The organism is Streptomyces sp. NBC_01283 (assembly GCF_041435335.1).
GTDB lineage: Bacteria > Actinomycetota > Actinomycetes > Streptomycetales > Streptomycetaceae > Streptomyces.
Window position 1 is genome coordinate 297,353 of sequence record NZ_CP108430.1, and the last position, 15,480, is coordinate 312,832.

Genomic DNA, 15,480 nt, shown 5'->3' on the forward strand with positions numbered 1-15,480 from the left:
GTCTGTCCGGCGGCGCTGATCTTCGGCGCCTTGGCGGTGCTCCAGGCCCGTACGCTTCCCGCACGGGCACCGGCCGACCGGGGAATCGAACCCGCATGGCGGGCGGTGACCGCCGACTGGCGCGTCATCGCCGCCAACCGCCCGCTTTTCCTCTTCGCCGCCGCGATGAGCAGCTCGTACGTGCCGGCCGTCCAGGTTTTCCTCGCGCTTCCGCTGCGCTCCCGCGAACTGTTCGGCGAGCGGACCGGGCCGGTGACCGGCGCGGCCTTAACCGTATCGGCGCTCGCCGCGCTATCGGGACAGCTGAAGCTCACGGCGTGGGCGAAACGCACCCTGCAGGGGCCGGCCAAGGGCCATCACCTACGGACTGGTGCTGATGGGAGTGGCGTTCGTGCCGATGCGGCCTGCCCCGCGGGGAGGAACCCTGGGCCTGGCGGCCGGGGTAGTCGCGCTCGCGCTGAGCGCGGCGCTGCTGGCCTGGGGCGGGGCGCTGCTCTATTTGTTCGAGATGGACACCGCGGTCCGGCTCTCCGGCGACCGGCTCGTGGCGACGTACTACGGCGCCTGCAACACGGTCTCCGGCATCGCGATCTCGCCGGGCAACCTCGCGGTCGGGGCACTCCTCGACACCGCGATGCGCTGGCTGCCGTGGGCGGTGCGGGCGGTCACGGGTGTGGTGCGCGCGGGGTTGATGCTGCAGCGGAGCCTTCGCCGCAGTCGCCAGCCCTTGAGCGTGGCCATGGCTTCAGCGGATCTTGGCGTGGGGTGACCAGCACCTCGACAGCTTCGCGGCAGTCTGTGTTGTAGATCGTCCGGCGGGGTTGGTTTTGCCGATGAGTTCACCGTCCTCGAACGGTCTACCCAGCGACACGACCGTTCTCGACAGGAGTGCCATGTCCACCATCCAGCCCGTGATCCTGACTGCCGACCAGGACGTTCTGCTCGGCTTCTATACGAAATTGTTCGGCGCGGAGGAGATCTTCCGGGTACCGGAGGAAGGCCCCACCTTCTACCTCGGCCTACGCATCGGCGACACCGACCTCGGGCTGGTGGCCAAGGAGAACGCGGGGACCGGGGCAGCACCGCGGATCCTTCTCAGCATCGGTGTCGACGACGTCGATGAGACGCTCGCCCGGGTGCAGGCGCTCGGCGGCTCGGTCAGCGGAGGCGCCAACGACATGCCGTGGGGACAGCGTGTCGCCCACATCAAGGACCCCGACGGCAACCCGGTGAACCTCACTCAGCCGACCCCGGCCCGTTGACGCGGTTCCGGGGGCATGTGCTGATCGTGGGCTACCTGCGGGAGGGGTGACGCCGGCCTTGCGGCAGGCGTCGGCGAAGGCCCGGCTGCAGTACTGGGCCCCGTGATCGCTGTGGAAAGCGCGCCGACACTCGGCGAACGTCTCGCCGCCCGCGGCTGACCGCAGGGCGGCCTGCCAGATGGCGGGACGGTGTAGCCGACCCCGCCCTCGCATCACTGTGCCAACATCAGTTCGGGCAGTGAGGCAGGTCTGCCAGGGGTGGACCCTAACGCACGGGTTCCCGTTCGACTTGATGGCCAAGGCGCACAGCCACCCGCCATAGGGGAAATTCCGGTTGACCTTCCACGAGGCTCCGGTGAAGCGCGTCATTCCGGCGCTGTACCGCTTGGCCTTCTTCCACCGAGTCACGTTGGACTCAGAGCCTGCCGACGCCGAACCCGCGTCCGTCGCCGGCTTCCGGAAGGTACCGCCTGCGCGCCGCGTGCGGCAGCTGCCACCCACCGGAGCCGTGCAGCGTATGCGGCCGCACCTCGCCCGTCGTCCGCCACCTTCGGGCCGGGCCGCTCTGCGAGGCCTGCTACCGGCTTCTGTGCGCCCGCGCGTGGGAACTGCGGGTGCACCGTGCCGGTCCATCGTGCGGCCCGCGGCGCCACCCCCGAGGTTGTGCCGCAGGGGCGCGCAGGCCCCGCTGGCCGTCTGCCCGGCGTCAGGATCCGCCCCGGAGGCCCGTTGGCTGAAGTATTGATCATGGGCAGACAGGCCTCTTCTGTTGTTTCGGCCGGGTGGTTGTCCGGTTTCCGGGTGGTGGAATGCGCCGCTCCCCCCGGGCGGGGCCTGTGGGTGTCCTGGGGCCGGCAACTTGCACATGTGCGAACATCTTCGGTCAGGTTCGAAAGGGTGCCGGGCATGGGCGGGGGGCATGTGCCGTATCCGTGCCACTGGTGCCACAGCTGCCCGGGGCGGACGTCCGCTGACCGGCGCCCGGACCGGGCCGGGTTGGCCGGTAGTGAACCCGGGGGAATGAGTGACTCGGTGTTGTGGTGAGGGCCCAGCGTTCGCGTGCTTGAAGCCGCGACCTTCTCAGAGAGGGAGACGCTCATGGCGTTCCTCAGGCACAAGTCCACGGGGTTCCGCTGCGCAGTGGCGTGCCCGACCGCTCAGGGGTGGTCCGCGATGTTCCTGCGGCCCTCCAGCGCCGCGGGCATCAGCGAGACAGCCCTGCTCTTCGACGCCCCCACCCACCAGGCGTACGGGAGCCAGTTCGCCGACCTGACGCAATATCAGTACCAGGACTTCAAGCTGTACCCGGAGGCGGTGCTGCAACTGCCCGACCACACCGACGGCTCGGCGCAGTACCTGTTCATCACCGGAGCAGACAGCCTGCACTACCGGGTGGGCACCGGCGCGATCAAGCGCGAACAGCTACTCATGCGCTCCTACCTGCCCGCCGACTGGCAGAACAACGTCGACGCCCTGCTGCAGGCACCCAACTCCCCTGCGAACGTGTGGCGCACGTATGTGTTCAAGGGCAGCCGCGTGATCACCTACAGCTGGGGCAAGGACGTAGACGTCGAGCGCAATGCGCTGATCACCGAAGGCCCGGACGCGGACGCGCCGGGCTGGGCCCAGCTCCCGGCCGGGTTCCGCTCCGACCTCGATCACGTCATCGCGCTGCCGCCCGCCTCCGGCGACATACGCCGCTCGCTGCTCATAAAGGCGGACAAGGGCCTCATCCTCAACTGGCGTACCGGCGTGGAGAAGACGGGCACCCTCACCTCCCTGACCACGGGCCTGGGCAAACTGCCGGCCCCGTATGCGACGCCGTATCTGCCGGTCTCTGGAACCTACCGGGCCACCAACACCACGCAGAGCATCGAAGCACGCCTCGACGTCGACGGGGTCGGCACCCTGTCCACCGTCAGCGGCGACCTCTTCACGGTATCGGGCCAGAGCACCACCTACGCCAACTCCTTCCGGTCCACCAGCGCGGTGGTGCAGTGGACCCCGGACTACATGGTGATCACGGCCAAGAACCTCGTGTGGGCCACCCCGCAACCCGAGATCACCCAGTTGCGGACCCTGATCTATTGCGCCGCTGCCGGCCAGCCGCCGCGGACGGCCTCGTGGCTGACCCTGGAGGACGCCAACGGCTACTACCGCTCCCTGTGGAACGACCTGCCCAAGGCGTCCACGTACTTCCGCACGGTGGACTACGAGGTCGACATCGCGGCCGGGGAGACCGAGATCGTCAGCTACGACACCGCCAAGGCCCCCACCCCGCCCGGATACGCGAACCGGGTGCTGACCGTGTCCTCCGCCTTCGGCGAGGCCGGCGTGGAACTGCGCACCACCGGCGGCCGCAACATCATCTCCACCCCGGGGACCGAATCCAGCCTGCTGTGGTCCAAGGCCGAACTGCACGCGGCGATGGTGGCGAACTTCAGCGGGTACCGCGACGTGCCGCAGTGGAAGGTATGGACGCTGGTCGCGAACGACTACGCCGACAAACCAGGCATTGCCGGGACCATGTTCGACAGCATCGGCCTGCAACGCCAGGGCATGGCGGTGTTCACCAAGGCAGCCGCTGTCGGCACCAATGATGATCTGCACACCTACGTGCACGAACTCGGGCACGCCTTCAACCTGCTGCACTCCTTCGGCAAGGACGACGCGGACCCGCCCCAGCCGCTGGGCCCGCGCGCCGGGTACGGCGACCTGTCGTGGATGTCCTACCCGCACCTGTATCAGGGCGATCCCAGCGTGGCGGGAGACAAGGGCACCGCCGCGTTCTGGCGCGCCTTCCCGTTCTGCTTCACCGACGACGAGATCCGCCACCTGCGCCACGGCTTCTACCGCGACGTCATCCTGGGCGGCAGCAACTTCACGGCCGGCGCCGCCAAGGACCACTCGGCCCTGGAACTGGTCGCCCAGCCGCTCACCGACAACTCCGGCCTCGCACTGCAGATAGAAGGGCAAGCCGCCTTCGCCTACGGCGAGCCGGTCGTCGCCCAGCTCAAGCTGGCCCGCACCGGCAGCCACGGAGATGTCGCCGTCCTGGGCGACCTGGCCCCCTCGGCGGGCAACGTGAGCGTGGCGATCACCGACCCCTACGGCCACACCCGCCTGTTCCAGCCCCTGACCCGCGAATGCGACCACCACGACACCACCACACTCACCGCGCAGACCCCGGCCCTCTACACCAGCCTGTACCTCGGCTACGGAGCCGACGGCCTCTACTTCAGCGAACCCGGCCTGTACAAGGTGACGGCCGTCTACCAGGGGCCCGACGGTTCCCGGGTGGCCTCCGCCCCGCGCACACTCCGTGTCCGCCAGCCGCTCTCCGCCGCCGACCAGCACCTCGGCGAACTCCTGCTCGGCGACGACCAAGGCCACCTGCTCACCTTCCTCGGCTCCGACGCACCCCAGTTGCAGTCCGGCAACGACGCCCTGCAGGAAGTCATCGAACGCTACAGCGACCACCCGCTGGCCGCCCACGCCCGCCTGGCCCGCGGCGCCAACGCCGGCCGCCACTTCCAGCACATCGCCGACGGCCGCCTCACCGTCCGCGAACCCGACATCAAGGAAAGCGTCCAGCAACTCAGCGCCGCCATCAACGCCTCCACCGGCGACGAGGGCCTGGACAACATCACCCTCAACAAGGCGATGCGCCGCCTCGCCAAGGTCCACGCCAAGGACGGAAACCTCCTGGAAGCAGACGCCGTACTCGACAAGATGGTCACCACGTTCCGCGGCAAGGGCCTGCCCGCACCGGTCCAGAAGACCATCCAGGCGCAGGCAGAGGAGACCCGCGCGACGATCCACCAGGGCAAGACCAGGACTACCCCCCGCAAGAAGAAGTAGCCCCGGGCACAGGGTCGACATTGACGGCTCCCCGGCGCCAACGGCTCGCACCGCGCGAAACGAGAAGGTGTGGAGCGCCCGGGAGATGAGCTGGCCGTGGGCAAGTGCGTCTCGCCCACGGCCAGCTTGCGCAAGTCGGCCCTTTGGCGAGGCACTTCGAGCGTCCGGATGATGCGCTTATGCCGTCAAAACGCGGCGTCCGGTGGTCGGGGCGCGCGGGTTCCCTTGTGTTCGACGCGCAGAATTCGGGAACCAGCGTGCTTCCGCGTTCGACCTGCTGCGCCTGCCGAAGCCCTTGAGTGTCGAGGATCCCAGCGGCGGTCGGCCGCCGAGGCGTGGCAAGGAGGCCCGCCTCGCCGACCCGGAGACCTGGCCGGAGCCTCCGTCGTCACGGTGAACGACACGCCCCGCTACGGCAAGGCCAAGGCCCGCGCTCGGGACCGGCTCCGCCCCGGCTCCAGCAGCGTTCCGCCTGGATCGACCACGACGGCGAGCTCCCCATCATCGAGGGACCCTGATCCGCCTGAACGGTGCCGTGGGTGTCGACCAGGTCGGCCAGGGGCGGCATCTGGTCGCCGAGATCACCGTCGGCGCCGCCCGGGAACGGGAGCCGGGCGGCCTCCGGTGCGCTCCGCCCGGCGCCGGCTGGACACCGCCGTGGACGTGCCCGCCTTCGACGCCGCACTGCCGGGATGAGCAGCGCGGCCCCCATACCGGGCTCCTGCTCGATGAGCCGGTCCGGGGCCAGCGGCCGGGCGACAGTGCCCCCCGGCGCGCCTGGCCTGCCGCCGCTCCTCGTCCGCGATCCAGATACGGGTGCCTCACGCCCGTCCCACACGCTGATCGCACGCACCGGCCGCCGCTGCATCCGCGTTCCGCACGGACGGCAGGGTTCAAGACCGGCTCCTGATAAGTGCTTACGGCGTTCTTCTGCGCCAACGTACAACCCTTCGGCCCCACCACCGGTCTCTTGTTCGCCGACCTCACACGCCACTCGGGACAACTTCCGGTGAACGGCGCGGCGCCCCCACGCACCACCTGGCCACGCACCCCCGCTTCGGCGACCAGATCGCCGCCTGACCGCACCGCCTTTGCCCCTTCACTCTCATCGACCCTCGGCTCACAAGGAACCCCAACACCCATGCGCATCAGCACAACCACCTCGCTCGCCACCTGCCTGGTGGCGGGCCTCGTCCCCCTCGCCCTGCCCGCCGCGGCAGCAAGTGCCGCGCCCGCGAAGCACGGTGACGACTTCAACGGCGACGGCTATCGCGACTACGCGTATTCGAGCTTCAGCGCCAGAGGGGGCGGCGGCGTCACCGTGGTCTTCGGGACAGCTGCCGGGCCCGGATCCAGACAGCAGCGCATCACCCAGACGAGCCCCGGCGTGCCCGGCACCGACGAGGCCGACGACATGTTCGGCGAGGTACGGGCCGCCGCGGACTTCGACGGTGACGGATACGGCGACCTCGCGGTGGCGGCAACCGGCGAGAACGGCTTCCAGGGCGCCGTGACGATCCTGTGGGGCTCCGCCTCCGGCCTGTCCAAGGGCACGACTCTCCCGAACAAGAACCCGGGCCGCAACAACTACATGGGGCAGGACCTGGCGACCGGCGACTTCAACGGCGACGGCAAGCAGGACCTGGCTGTCATCAACGAATCCATGACCTACGTCTACCGCGGCCCGCTCAAGCGCTCCGGCACCACCGGCACCGTGACCAAGCTCGACAAGACAACGTCCTTCTACGCCTCGGCCCTGATCTCCGGCAAGGTCAACGGCGACAAGAAGACCGACCTCGCGATCATCGGCGACGTGGTCAGCTCCGAAAACATCGCGTCCGACGTCTGGTTCATCAAGGGCGGCGCGAACTCGCTCACCCCGGGCAAGAGCCTGCGCCTGGAGTCCCAGTCCGGCAACGGCGGCAGCTCCGAGCGCGGCGGCGACGGTGTCATCGCCGACTTCGACAAGGACGGCTATGGCGACATCGCCATCGGCACCTCCCTCTACTCGAAGCACAAGGGCCGCGTCAGCGTCTGGTACGGCGCCTCCGGCGGCCCGTCCCAAAGCGCCCGCCTCACCCAGTCGACGAGCGGCGTCGCCGGTTCCCCGGAGAATCGCGACGAGTTCGGTTCATCCGTCTCGGCGGGCGACGTCAACGGCGACGGCTACGCGGATCTCGCGGTCGGCGTGCGGGGCGAGGAGATCGACGGACAGGACTACGCGGGCGGCGTGCACGTCTTCAAGGGGCGGGCGAGCGGCCTGTCCGGTGCCGGTTCGCAGTGGTTCGCCCGCAACACCCCTGGTGTGCCGGGCCCGTTGGCGGCTGACGACCAGTTCGGTGGCCTGGTCCGGCTGCGCGACACGAACGGTGACGGAAAAGCCGACCTGCATGTGAGCGCCTTCGACTCTCTGCGGCTGCCCGGCTCAGCCGGCGGCATCACCACAGCGGGCGCGACGGAATACGACGCGGCGCCCATCGACAGCTTCTTGCAGTAACTCCCCCAGATGAATAGGAGCCTGTCTTTGAACCCCCGTGCCGGGCGCTGGGGCGCAGGCAGGGGGTCAAAGACAGGCTCTGACTGATGGGTTGGTTCGTTCCCTTGGCGACCTGGTGCAGTTTTCTGACCCTGCAGTTCTGGGGCTGAAGGGAAGGATGAGACGCCCGTCTAGACAGTGACAGCAGAGGCTTGGCAGCAGGCTTGGTTCGCCCGGGCTCCCCTGCCTCACTCCAACACGCCGTGAACTGACGGGCGCACGGGGCGTGGCAGTGGCTGATGCCAGTCGCCCAGCGTCGTGAGGAGAAAACGGCGGGCCAGAGGACGGAGGTCGTCCCACACCGGATCTGCGGTAAGGGCGTTGCCCCAGAGGCCACCACGTGAGGCGGCATCGATCTCGTCTAGGCGACGACCCATGGCCCGAACATCGTGCAGATCCTTGGAATCGAAGGCTCCGCGCTCCGCCAGACCTTCGCAGACGCGGCAGAGGACCTCCACCTCTTCAACGACGTCCCTCATCTCCACCTCCCGCTCGCCCAGCCACACAAGCTGATCACCAGTGCCGGCCGCCAGGAGGGCCATCCAGCGCAGCGTCCAAGTGCGAAGGTTCGCGTCGCCCGGATGGTTCATGCATGCATGATCGCACCTTGTTCCCGCAACAGCGTTCAACCCACCAGCCTGCAAGGGCTGCCGAGCTGCTCCGCGTTCAAATCCCGGTGGATCGATTCCTAGCCTTGGAGCGGGCTACCGTTCGGACTGCCAGAGGCGTGGCCGGCTCCTTTCGCCAGGGTGCTCGGTGTGCCGGTGGCCGAACTGACACTCGCAGCAGCCCGGGCCCACGGAGAGGTCCAGGAGAGGCAGCACCCCACGCCGTCGTCGTGCGGGAGCGGGCCGGGTGGCTGCTCGCCCATGACCACGCACACGGCGGGGACCACGTGGCGGACGCTGCGACCCAGGTGCGGCGCTCGGAACGCGCGAAGATCACGAGCGGGCGGGACATGCGCATGCGAAGGAACCGACCCGAATCAGGTAGACAGGCGGAGCCGGTCGTCGAGTGCGGCGCCGACGTCCGGGCAGTTGTCGCGGATGGTGTCGAGGAAGGCGCGCAGCACCGGGGAGGGGTCGCGTGCCGCGAAGGACAGGACGAGATCGGGCAGGGGCGTGCGCGGAGTCACCTCGCAGAACCGGGTCCCGGGGCGCGGGAGCGCCCTCATGCGGGAGGGCCCCAGGCCGACGCCCACGCCGGAGGCGGCGAGGCCGATGATCGTGTGCACGTCCCTCGCGAAGGTCGCGCCGCCGAGTGCCGATGAGTCCGCGCCCAGCAGGGTATGCAGTGCGGCGACGACGGCGGGTTCGTCCTCGCCTGCCGACACGATCAGCGGCTGTTGCCGCAACTGGGCGACGCTTACCGACGGTTGACCCGCATAAGGGTGCGCCGTACTCACCACGGCGATCATGTGATCGTGTCCGATCGGGACGGACACGAGATGCTCGGCCCCGGCACCCCGTGGCGGGCCGAGAGTGATGGCCACGTCCAGCTCCCCGGCGACGAGAGCTGTGCTGCTGCGGCTGGTCGCCATCTCGTGCAGTTCCAGCCGCACGTCGGGGCGTTCCCGGCCGAACCGGCTCAGGACGCCCGGCAGCGGGTCGAGCAGCGCCGAGGCGATGAAGCCGAGGCGTAGCCGTCCCGTCTCGCCGCGCGCGGCCCGGCCCGCGTCGACCGCGGCCGCCGCGATCTCCTCCAGCGCCCGGCGCGCCCGCGCGAGAAACGCCTCGCCGGCGGCAGTCGGGAACACCCCCTGGCGTGTGCGGTCGAAGAGCCGGGCCCCGACCTCGCGCTCCAGGTCGGCGATCTGCTTGGAGAGCGGCGGCTGCGCGATGCCCAGCGCGCCGGCCGCCCGGCCGAAGTGTTCGTGCTCGGCGAGGGCAACCGCATACCGCAGGTGTCGCGCTTCCATGCCCCGCCCCCTCCTCTCGGCCTACCGGGCGTCTGGCCCAGGCTTCTGGCGATACCTCAAAGGTATCAACATGCCACTTACCAGATCTTTCGATGGATGACGCTGTGGTTTCTGTCTGAGATGAAGCCATGATCAATGAATCTCTGATCAACACCGTCTTCGTTCTCGTGCACGGCGCCTGGCACAGCTCTGGACAGTGGGCGGCGACGCAGCGCGCGCTGAGCGGACTGGGCGCGGCGAGCGTGGCCGTCGACCTGCCGGGGCACGGTTTCGACGCGCCCCTGCCCACCGGCTACCTGCTGCCCGGACAGCCCGGCCTGCTGACCGAGAAGTCGCAGCTCGCCACCGTGACGATGGACGACTGCGCCGAAACCGTACTCAACGTCCTGCGCCAGGTGCGCCACCACCGCACCGTCGTGCTCGTCGCGCACAGCGCGGGCGGCGGTCCCGCGTCCCTGGCCGCGGAGCGGGCGCCCGAGCTGGTGGACCGGATCGTCTACCTGTCCGCGTTCGTCCCGGGCGGACGGCCGCGGTTCTTCGACTACTTGGGCTCACCCGAGAACGCCACCGCGCTGGGCCAGAACCTGAACCTCGGCGACCCCGGGGCCCTGGGCGCCGTACGGATCAATCCGCTCTCACCGGATCCCGCCTACCTCGACGAACTGCGCGAAACCCACTACCACGACACCCCCCTGGACCGCTTCGACCGGTGGCGGTCCGCGCTGAGCCCCGATCTCCCCCTGGCGATCCCGACGGCTCCCGTCACCCTGACCGCAGCACGGTGGGGACGCGTTGCGCGAACCTTCCTGCGCTGTGCCGAGGACCGGGCGCTGGCACCGGCCGCGCAGGACCTGATGATCGCGGAAGCCGACCGGGCCTTTCCCGGCAACCCGTTCACCGTGCAGACCCTGCCCGGCAGCCACAGCCCGTTCGCCGCCCGGCCGGTCGAGCTCGCCGCGGCCCTGGCCTCATGAACAGCCCTCGCGCCACGCGTCGGCATCGGCCCGTGAACGGTCCCTGTCCCTGAGCGGGGAACGGCTCACGGCCGGTGGCGGCGGGCGCCCCGGCCGCGCGGGCGGAGCGATACTGATGGCGACAGTCGCCCCGTCGCCGGGCCGGCCCAGGACGCGGGCACGGTCGGCGGGGACGCACCGTTGCCGGTGCCTCCGAGGGGAGCCGTTCATGACCACAGCGAAAGACCTGTTCATCGTCGCCATGGACCCGAAGCGTTCCGTGGGACAAGGCGACCTGTCCCTCGCACTCGCGGGAGCCGAGCTGATCGATCTCATCGGTGCGGGGGCCATCACCGTGGACGGCGACCGCATCATGCCGGGTGGACAGCCGACGCCGGACGACCGGTTCATGGGCGAGGCCGCGGCAGGAATCACCCATCAGGAGCCCTACGAGCGGATCGAGGACTGGCTGTGGCGCCGGGGCCGAGACCTCTCGGCCGCCTACCAGGCCGCCCTGGAGGAGAACGAGGAGCTCAAGCCGCAGCGAAGCGGCCGGTCGCCTTTCGGCTCGCAACGCCTGGAACCGGTCGACACGCCCGCGCGCCGCCGTGCCACCGACCGCTGGAAAGAGAGGGAACCCGTCCTGGCCGCCCTCGCCTCGGTCGTGGGCATCGACGACGAACGATCCGACGATGAGCCCGGCCTCGATGACGAGGCGGTGACGACCGTGCTGGCCGCCGTCCACGACGCGGTGATGGAGCTGGAGGCCGTACGCCAGCGGCGGACCATCGAAAACGCTGCCTTCGCCAACCTCTGGCGCGGACCGTGAGCCGAGCCGCCTGCAAGGCCCCGGTCGCGGCCTCCTACCGCTCCGTCACGGTCGTGGTCACCGCCGCCACCTCCCCTCCCTCAGGACTCGGGGTTGCCGAAGACGAACTCGCCGCCGTGGTGGGGCAGGTGCCCGCCCAGCGGCGGGCAATCACCGCGCCCTGTACGAGGGCGTCATGGGTGCCCCCACTGCCGCCCCGACACCGAACGCCGCGTGCTGGAGCAGAGAGGGGGGAGCGCCACCGAGACGACACGGCTGTAACTACTTCACCTGCCGACCCAGTGCTTCGCGACCTGGTCGAAATCAGGGCGCACCTCCAAGTCGATCTTGTTGAGCTGTCCCTGCGGAACATCGAACGCGAAATCGGCCGCACCTGAAGATCCAGGCGACACACTGCCCGCGATACCCGCACCGAGATCTCCGTCAAAGATCTGCTCGCAGGTACCACCGTCGCTTCCAGACTTCACATACACGCTCATCATTGCCCCCTGGAACGCCTCGCTCGTTCCGTTGTGCACCTTGATCCGCCACTTCGCGGCCTGGTTACCGGATTCATGACCGATCGAGTACGCGCCGGGCGTGAACTTGGTCGGCTTGGAAACGGTGACCGTAAGGCCGCCGTCCCATTTCCGCACGTCGACGCCTCCCCCGGCAGAATCCCTTCGCCTGGCGCCGGGATCTGGCTCACCGGATAGCCCAGGAAGCCCTGAGAGGCACGCGAGTCCGCACGCTCGCCAAGCGCTGCACCTCCGCCGTTGGGAGGTCCGCCTGGCCCTGAAGATCCCACGTCTGACCGCCACTGAGACGGGTCCGTTGACCGACCCCACCACAGGCGAACTCGCCGAGCTGACCGAGCACATGATCAGCAGAAGGCTCAACGGAAGGCAGATCTGGACAGAACTCTTCGACCACCACGACTACTTGGGCACCTACGACGGCATCCGCCACTACATGAGATTCACACGCCCCCGAAGGGCATTGTCACGAGCGGACTCGCTGATATTCCAGCCAGCCGGCCCAAGAAGGCTTGCTGCACACGACCAACCTCGCTGACGAAGGACGAACCTGCACGCGCTCGCCGAGGGTCAGGCTCAGCTCGACGCGTAGGGCTCCGTGGCGTCGGCATCTCGGGTCGCGGCCCAGGACGCGAGGAGGCGCAGCCCCTCTTCGGAGGGTGAGCCGGGCTCGGCGGTGTAGACGGTGAGGGTGAGGCCGGGTTCGGCGGCCATCTCCAGTCCTTCGTAGGCGAGGGTCAGCTCGCCGACGCCGTGGTGGTGGAAGCGTTTGGTGCCGGTGCCGTGGTGGCGGACGTTGTGGGCGCCCCAGCGGGTGCGGAAGTCGTCGCTGCGGGTGGAGAGCTCGCCGACGAGGTCGTGCAGGCCCTTGTCGTGGGGGTTGCGGCCGGCTTCGGTGCGCAGGATCGACACGGCAACATCGGCGGCCTGGTCCCAGTCGGGGTAGAAGCGCCGTGAGGCGGGGTCTAGAAAGTTGAAGCGGGCCAGGTTGGCCTGATTGTGGGGAGTGACATAGAGGTCGTCGTAGAAGGCGCGGGCGAGGTGATTCGTGGCGAGGATGTCCATGCGGCCGTTGCGGACGAAGGCCGGGCCGGCGGTGACGGCGTCCAGGACCCATTGCAGGCTGCGGTGCGCCTTCCACTGCGGGCTGCGCCGCCGGGGGCGCGTGAGGGCCTCGGAGCCGTCCGCTGTGTGGGCGAGGTTCAGCAGGTGAGCACGTTCGGCGTCATCCAGTTGAAGGGCGCGGGCGAGGGCTTCCAGGACGGCCGGGGAGGCGCCGGCGAGGTTGCCGCGTTCGAGTTTGGAGTAGTACTCCACGCTCATGTCGGCCAGGGCGGCGACCTCGCTCCTGCGCAGGCCGGGAACCCGGCGCCGGCTGCCGGAGGGCAGGCCCGCCTGCTCGGGGGTGATCTTGGCTCGCCGCGAGGTCAGGAACTCGCGGACCTCTGCTTGGTTGTCCACGCCTTCGACGGTACGTCGCGCCCGCGGCCTCAGCGATGTACTGGCAGTACACCCATTGACCATGCCTCGCTGCGCGCGCCCAGAGCGGGTTACCTGGATGACGTGGTGCTTTTCGCCCGGCCGTGAGTCGGCCCGGGGGAAAGCCACCGGCTCTGCAATCGGCGACGACCGCTTTCACTCGGTACGGCGCCTCGGCACGCAAAGGAAACCCCTCTCATGCGCGGCGCAATGATCTACGCCCCCGGCGACATCCGCTTCGAGACGCTGGAAGACCCGAAGATCCTCAATCCGACCGACGCGATCATCCGCACGGCGGTGACGTGTGTGTGCGGATCGGATCTGTGGCCCTACCGCGGCTCCGAGCCGACGGACGCGCCGCATCCAATGGGCCACGAGTACGTCGGCTTCGTCGAGGAGGTCGGCTCCGAGGTCACAGCGGTCAAGCCGGGCCAGTTCGTGATCGGCTCGTTCGCCACCTCGGACAACACCTGCGCAAACTGCAGGAACGGCTTCCAGTCCAACTGCCTGCACCGCGAATTCATGTCCACCTGCCAGGCCGATTACGTCCGCATCCCCAATGCCCAGGGCACCCTGGTCGCCACCGACCAGGTGCCGGGCGAGGAGCTGTGGCCGAGCCTGCTGGCGGTCTCCGACGTCATGGGCACCGGCTGGTGGGCCGCGGACGCGGCCGAAGTGAAGCCCGGCTCGACCGCCGTGGTGGTCGGGGACGGCGCGGTCGGCCTGTGCGCCGTGATCGCCGCCAAGGAGATGGGCGCCGAGCGCATCATCGCCATGTCCCGCCACGCCTCCCGGCAGCAGCTGGCCCGCGAGTTCGGCGCCACCGACATCGTCGCCGAGCGCGGCGAGGAGGGCGTGGCCCGGATCATGGAGCTGACCGGCGGGATCGGCGCCGACAGTGTGCTGGAGTGCGTCGGCACCGCCCAGGCCATGCAGCAGGCCCTGCACTCCGCCCGGCCCGGCGGGAACGTCGGCTTCGTCGGCGTCCCCCACGATGTCGCGGTCGACGGCCAGGAGCTGTTCTTCTCCCACGTCGGCCTGCGCGGTGGTCCCGCCCCCGTACGCCGCTACCTGCCCGACCTCATCGGCCTCGTGCAGTCGGGCCGGATCGACCCGGGCAAGGTCTTCGACCTCACCCTGCCGCTCAACGAGGTCGCCGAGGGCTACCGGGCGATGGACGAGCGCCGTGCCATCAAGGCCCTCCTGAAGCCCTGAGCAGGACAGCTCGCCCGTCCCAGCGGCGTGTCCTCGCCCTCACTCTGTTCTGATCATTCGGAGGCACCTTTCATGACGACCTTCGCCCTCGTCGGCGCCGGTCCCGGCCTCGGCCTGGCCTGCGCCCGCCGTTTCGGCGCCGCCGGCCACACCGTCGCCCTCCTCTCGCGCAACGCCGAACACCTCGACTCTCTCGTGGCCGAGCTGAACCGGGACAGCTTCCAGGCCCGCGGCTACACCGCCGACGTCCTGGCCCCCGACTCGCTCAGTGCCGCCCTGCGACGGGCCGGTGAGGAGCTGGGGCCGGTGGAGGTCCTGCAGTTCAGCCCAGTGCCCCGCGCCGACTTCATGAAGCCGGTCCTCGACACCAGCCCGGCCGACCTGAACGATCCGCTCACCTTCTCCATCAAGGGCCCGCTGACCTGCGTGAACGCGGTCCTGCCCGAGATGCGGGCGCTGGGGCGCGGCACGCTGTTGTTCGTCAACGGCGGCAGCGCGGTCCGCCCGCACCCCGACCGTGCGGGCACCTCGATCGCCTTCGCCGGCGAGAGCGCGTACGCGGCGATGCTGCACCAGGCGCTCGCGGGCGAGAACATCCACGCCGCCCAGCTCATCGTGCCCGGAGCCATCAGCCCGGACGCCGAGCACTCCAGCCCGAGCGCGCTGGCCGAGCGGCTGTACAGCCTGCACACCGACCGGGACGGCTTTCGGCACTACGCCGAACCGATGCCCGACTGAGCCGGAGCCCGACTGCCATGCCCCACACCGCCCAGCGCACCATCGCTCACCCGGTCCCGGCCGCGGCGCTGCTGCTCGCTGTGACGGCGTGCAGCCCTACGCCGGCCACCACACCTGCGGCCTCGCCGCCCCAGGGTTCACCGCGGCAGTCCGCGACGGATCGGCCGAGGACCG

General features: G+C 69.6%; 12 protein-coding genes and 1 pseudogene. 9 read left to right on the forward strand and 4 right to left on the reverse strand.

Translation table 11 applies throughout. From position 1 onward, the window contains the following. The first annotated feature begins 376 nt into the window (after nucleotides 1-376). From OG302_RS01140 to OG302_RS01160, 5 genes and pseudogenes are all read left to right on the forward strand, one after another. Entirely contained in the window at nucleotides 377-769 is a 393-nt protein-coding gene (locus tag OG302_RS01140) for a hypothetical protein (protein WP_371524893.1), read from the forward strand. 124 nt (nucleotides 770-893) lie between these two features. Further along, on the forward strand, nucleotides 894-1,262 hold the full coding sequence (locus OG302_RS01145; RefSeq protein WP_371524894.1) for a VOC family protein: 369 nt from the start codon (nucleotides 894-896) through the stop codon (nucleotides 1,260-1,262). Nucleotides 1,263-2,360: 1,098 nt separating this feature from the next. Then, entirely contained in the window at nucleotides 2,361-5,123 is a 2,763-nt protein-coding gene (locus OG302_RS01150) for a hypothetical protein (RefSeq protein ID WP_371524895.1), read from the forward strand. 310 nt (nucleotides 5,124-5,433) lie between these two features. After that, nucleotides 5,434-5,635, forward strand: a pseudogene (locus OG302_RS01155) (transposase); the annotation flags it as partial. Nucleotides 5,636-6,264: 629 nt separating this feature from the next. Beyond that, the gene (locus tag OG302_RS01160) at nucleotides 6,265-7,620 is read left to right on the forward strand and encodes an FG-GAP and VCBS repeat-containing protein (RefSeq protein ID WP_371524896.1); all 1,356 of its coding nucleotides are present in this window, start codon (nucleotides 6,265-6,267) and stop codon (nucleotides 7,618-7,620) included. A gap of 227 nt (nucleotides 7,621-7,847) precedes the next feature. Here OG302_RS01160 and OG302_RS01165 read toward each other — a convergent pair whose 3' ends face one another. Both OG302_RS01165 and OG302_RS01170 read right to left on the reverse strand, forming a co-directional pair. Continuing rightward, nucleotides 7,848-8,249 (reverse strand): hypothetical protein, encoded by a 402-nt coding sequence (locus tag OG302_RS01165; RefSeq protein ID WP_371524897.1) that lies wholly within the window; start codon nucleotides 8,247-8,249, stop codon nucleotides 7,848-7,850. A gap of 395 nt (nucleotides 8,250-8,644) precedes the next feature. Further along, nucleotides 8,645-9,577: a LysR family transcriptional regulator gene (locus tag OG302_RS01170; RefSeq protein ID WP_371524898.1), complete on the reverse strand. Its 933-nt coding sequence runs from the start codon at nucleotides 9,575-9,577 to the stop codon at nucleotides 8,645-8,647. Nucleotides 9,578-9,705: 128 nt separating this feature from the next. Here OG302_RS01170 and OG302_RS01175 point away from each other — a divergent pair, with 128 nt between their 5' ends. Together OG302_RS01175 and OG302_RS01180 are read left to right on the forward strand one after the other, a co-directional pair. After that, nucleotides 9,706-10,551, forward strand: a complete 846-nt coding sequence (locus OG302_RS01175) for an alpha/beta hydrolase (RefSeq protein WP_371524899.1) — start codon at nucleotides 9,706-9,708, stop codon at nucleotides 10,549-10,551. A gap of 208 nt (nucleotides 10,552-10,759) precedes the next feature. Next, nucleotides 10,760-11,359: a GPP34 family phosphoprotein gene (locus OG302_RS01180; protein ID WP_371524900.1), complete on the forward strand. Its 600-nt coding sequence runs from the start codon at nucleotides 10,760-10,762 to the stop codon at nucleotides 11,357-11,359. Between the two features lie 266 nt (nucleotides 11,360-11,625). Here OG302_RS01180 and OG302_RS01185 read toward each other — a convergent pair whose 3' ends face one another. After that, nucleotides 11,626-11,994 carry a hypothetical protein gene (locus OG302_RS01185; RefSeq protein ID WP_371524901.1) on the reverse strand — a complete coding sequence of 123 codons (369 nt, stop codon included), beginning with the start codon at nucleotides 11,992-11,994 and terminating at the stop codon, nucleotides 11,626-11,628. A gap of 456 nt (nucleotides 11,995-12,450) precedes the next feature. Continuing rightward, a complete protein-coding gene (locus OG302_RS01190) occupies nucleotides 12,451-13,335 on the reverse strand; it encodes a helix-turn-helix transcriptional regulator (RefSeq protein WP_371524902.1) in 885 nt (294 codons plus the stop codon). 216 nt (nucleotides 13,336-13,551) lie between these two features. Here OG302_RS01190 and OG302_RS01195 point away from each other — a divergent pair, with 216 nt between their 5' ends. Continuing rightward, nucleotides 13,552-14,568: a zinc-dependent alcohol dehydrogenase family protein gene (locus OG302_RS01195; protein ID WP_371524903.1), complete on the forward strand. Its 1,017-nt coding sequence runs from the start codon at nucleotides 13,552-13,554 to the stop codon at nucleotides 14,566-14,568. A gap of 72 nt (nucleotides 14,569-14,640) precedes the next feature. Next, entirely contained in the window at nucleotides 14,641-15,306 is a 666-nt protein-coding gene (locus OG302_RS01200; RefSeq protein WP_371524904.1) for an SDR family NAD(P)-dependent oxidoreductase, read from the forward strand. Nucleotides 15,307-15,480 lie beyond the last annotated feature (174 nt).

What these genes read in the sequence shown, in the direction of transcription:
- OG302_RS01140 (WP_371524893.1), top strand. Translation starts at nt 377, where the DNA reads ATGGGAGTGGCGTTCGTGCCGATGCGGCCTGCCCCGCGGGGAGGAACC.
- OG302_RS01160 (WP_371524896.1), top strand. Translation starts at nt 6,265, where the DNA reads ATGCGCATCAGCACAACCACCTCGCTCGCCACCTGCCTGGTGGCGGGC.
- OG302_RS01175 (WP_371524899.1), top strand. Translation starts at nt 9,706, where the DNA reads ATGATCAATGAATCTCTGATCAACACCGTCTTCGTTCTCGTGCACGGC.
- OG302_RS01145 (WP_371524894.1), top strand. Translation starts at nt 894, where the DNA reads ATGTCCACCATCCAGCCCGTGATCCTGACTGCCGACCAGGACGTTCTG.
- OG302_RS01165 (WP_371524897.1), bottom strand. Translation starts at nt 8,249, where the DNA reads ATGAACCATCCGGGCGACGCGAACCTTCGCACTTGGACGCTGCGCTGG.
- OG302_RS01200 (WP_371524904.1), top strand. Translation starts at nt 14,641, where the DNA reads ATGACGACCTTCGCCCTCGTCGGCGCCGGTCCCGGCCTCGGCCTGGCC.
- OG302_RS01180 (WP_371524900.1), top strand. Translation starts at nt 10,760, where the DNA reads ATGACCACAGCGAAAGACCTGTTCATCGTCGCCATGGACCCGAAGCGT.
- OG302_RS01170 (WP_371524898.1), bottom strand. Translation starts at nt 9,577, where the DNA reads ATGGAAGCGCGACACCTGCGGTATGCGGTTGCCCTCGCCGAGCACGAA.
- OG302_RS01195 (WP_371524903.1), top strand. Translation starts at nt 13,552, where the DNA reads ATGCGCGGCGCAATGATCTACGCCCCCGGCGACATCCGCTTCGAGACG.
- OG302_RS01150 (WP_371524895.1), top strand. Translation starts at nt 2,361, where the DNA reads ATGGCGTTCCTCAGGCACAAGTCCACGGGGTTCCGCTGCGCAGTGGCG.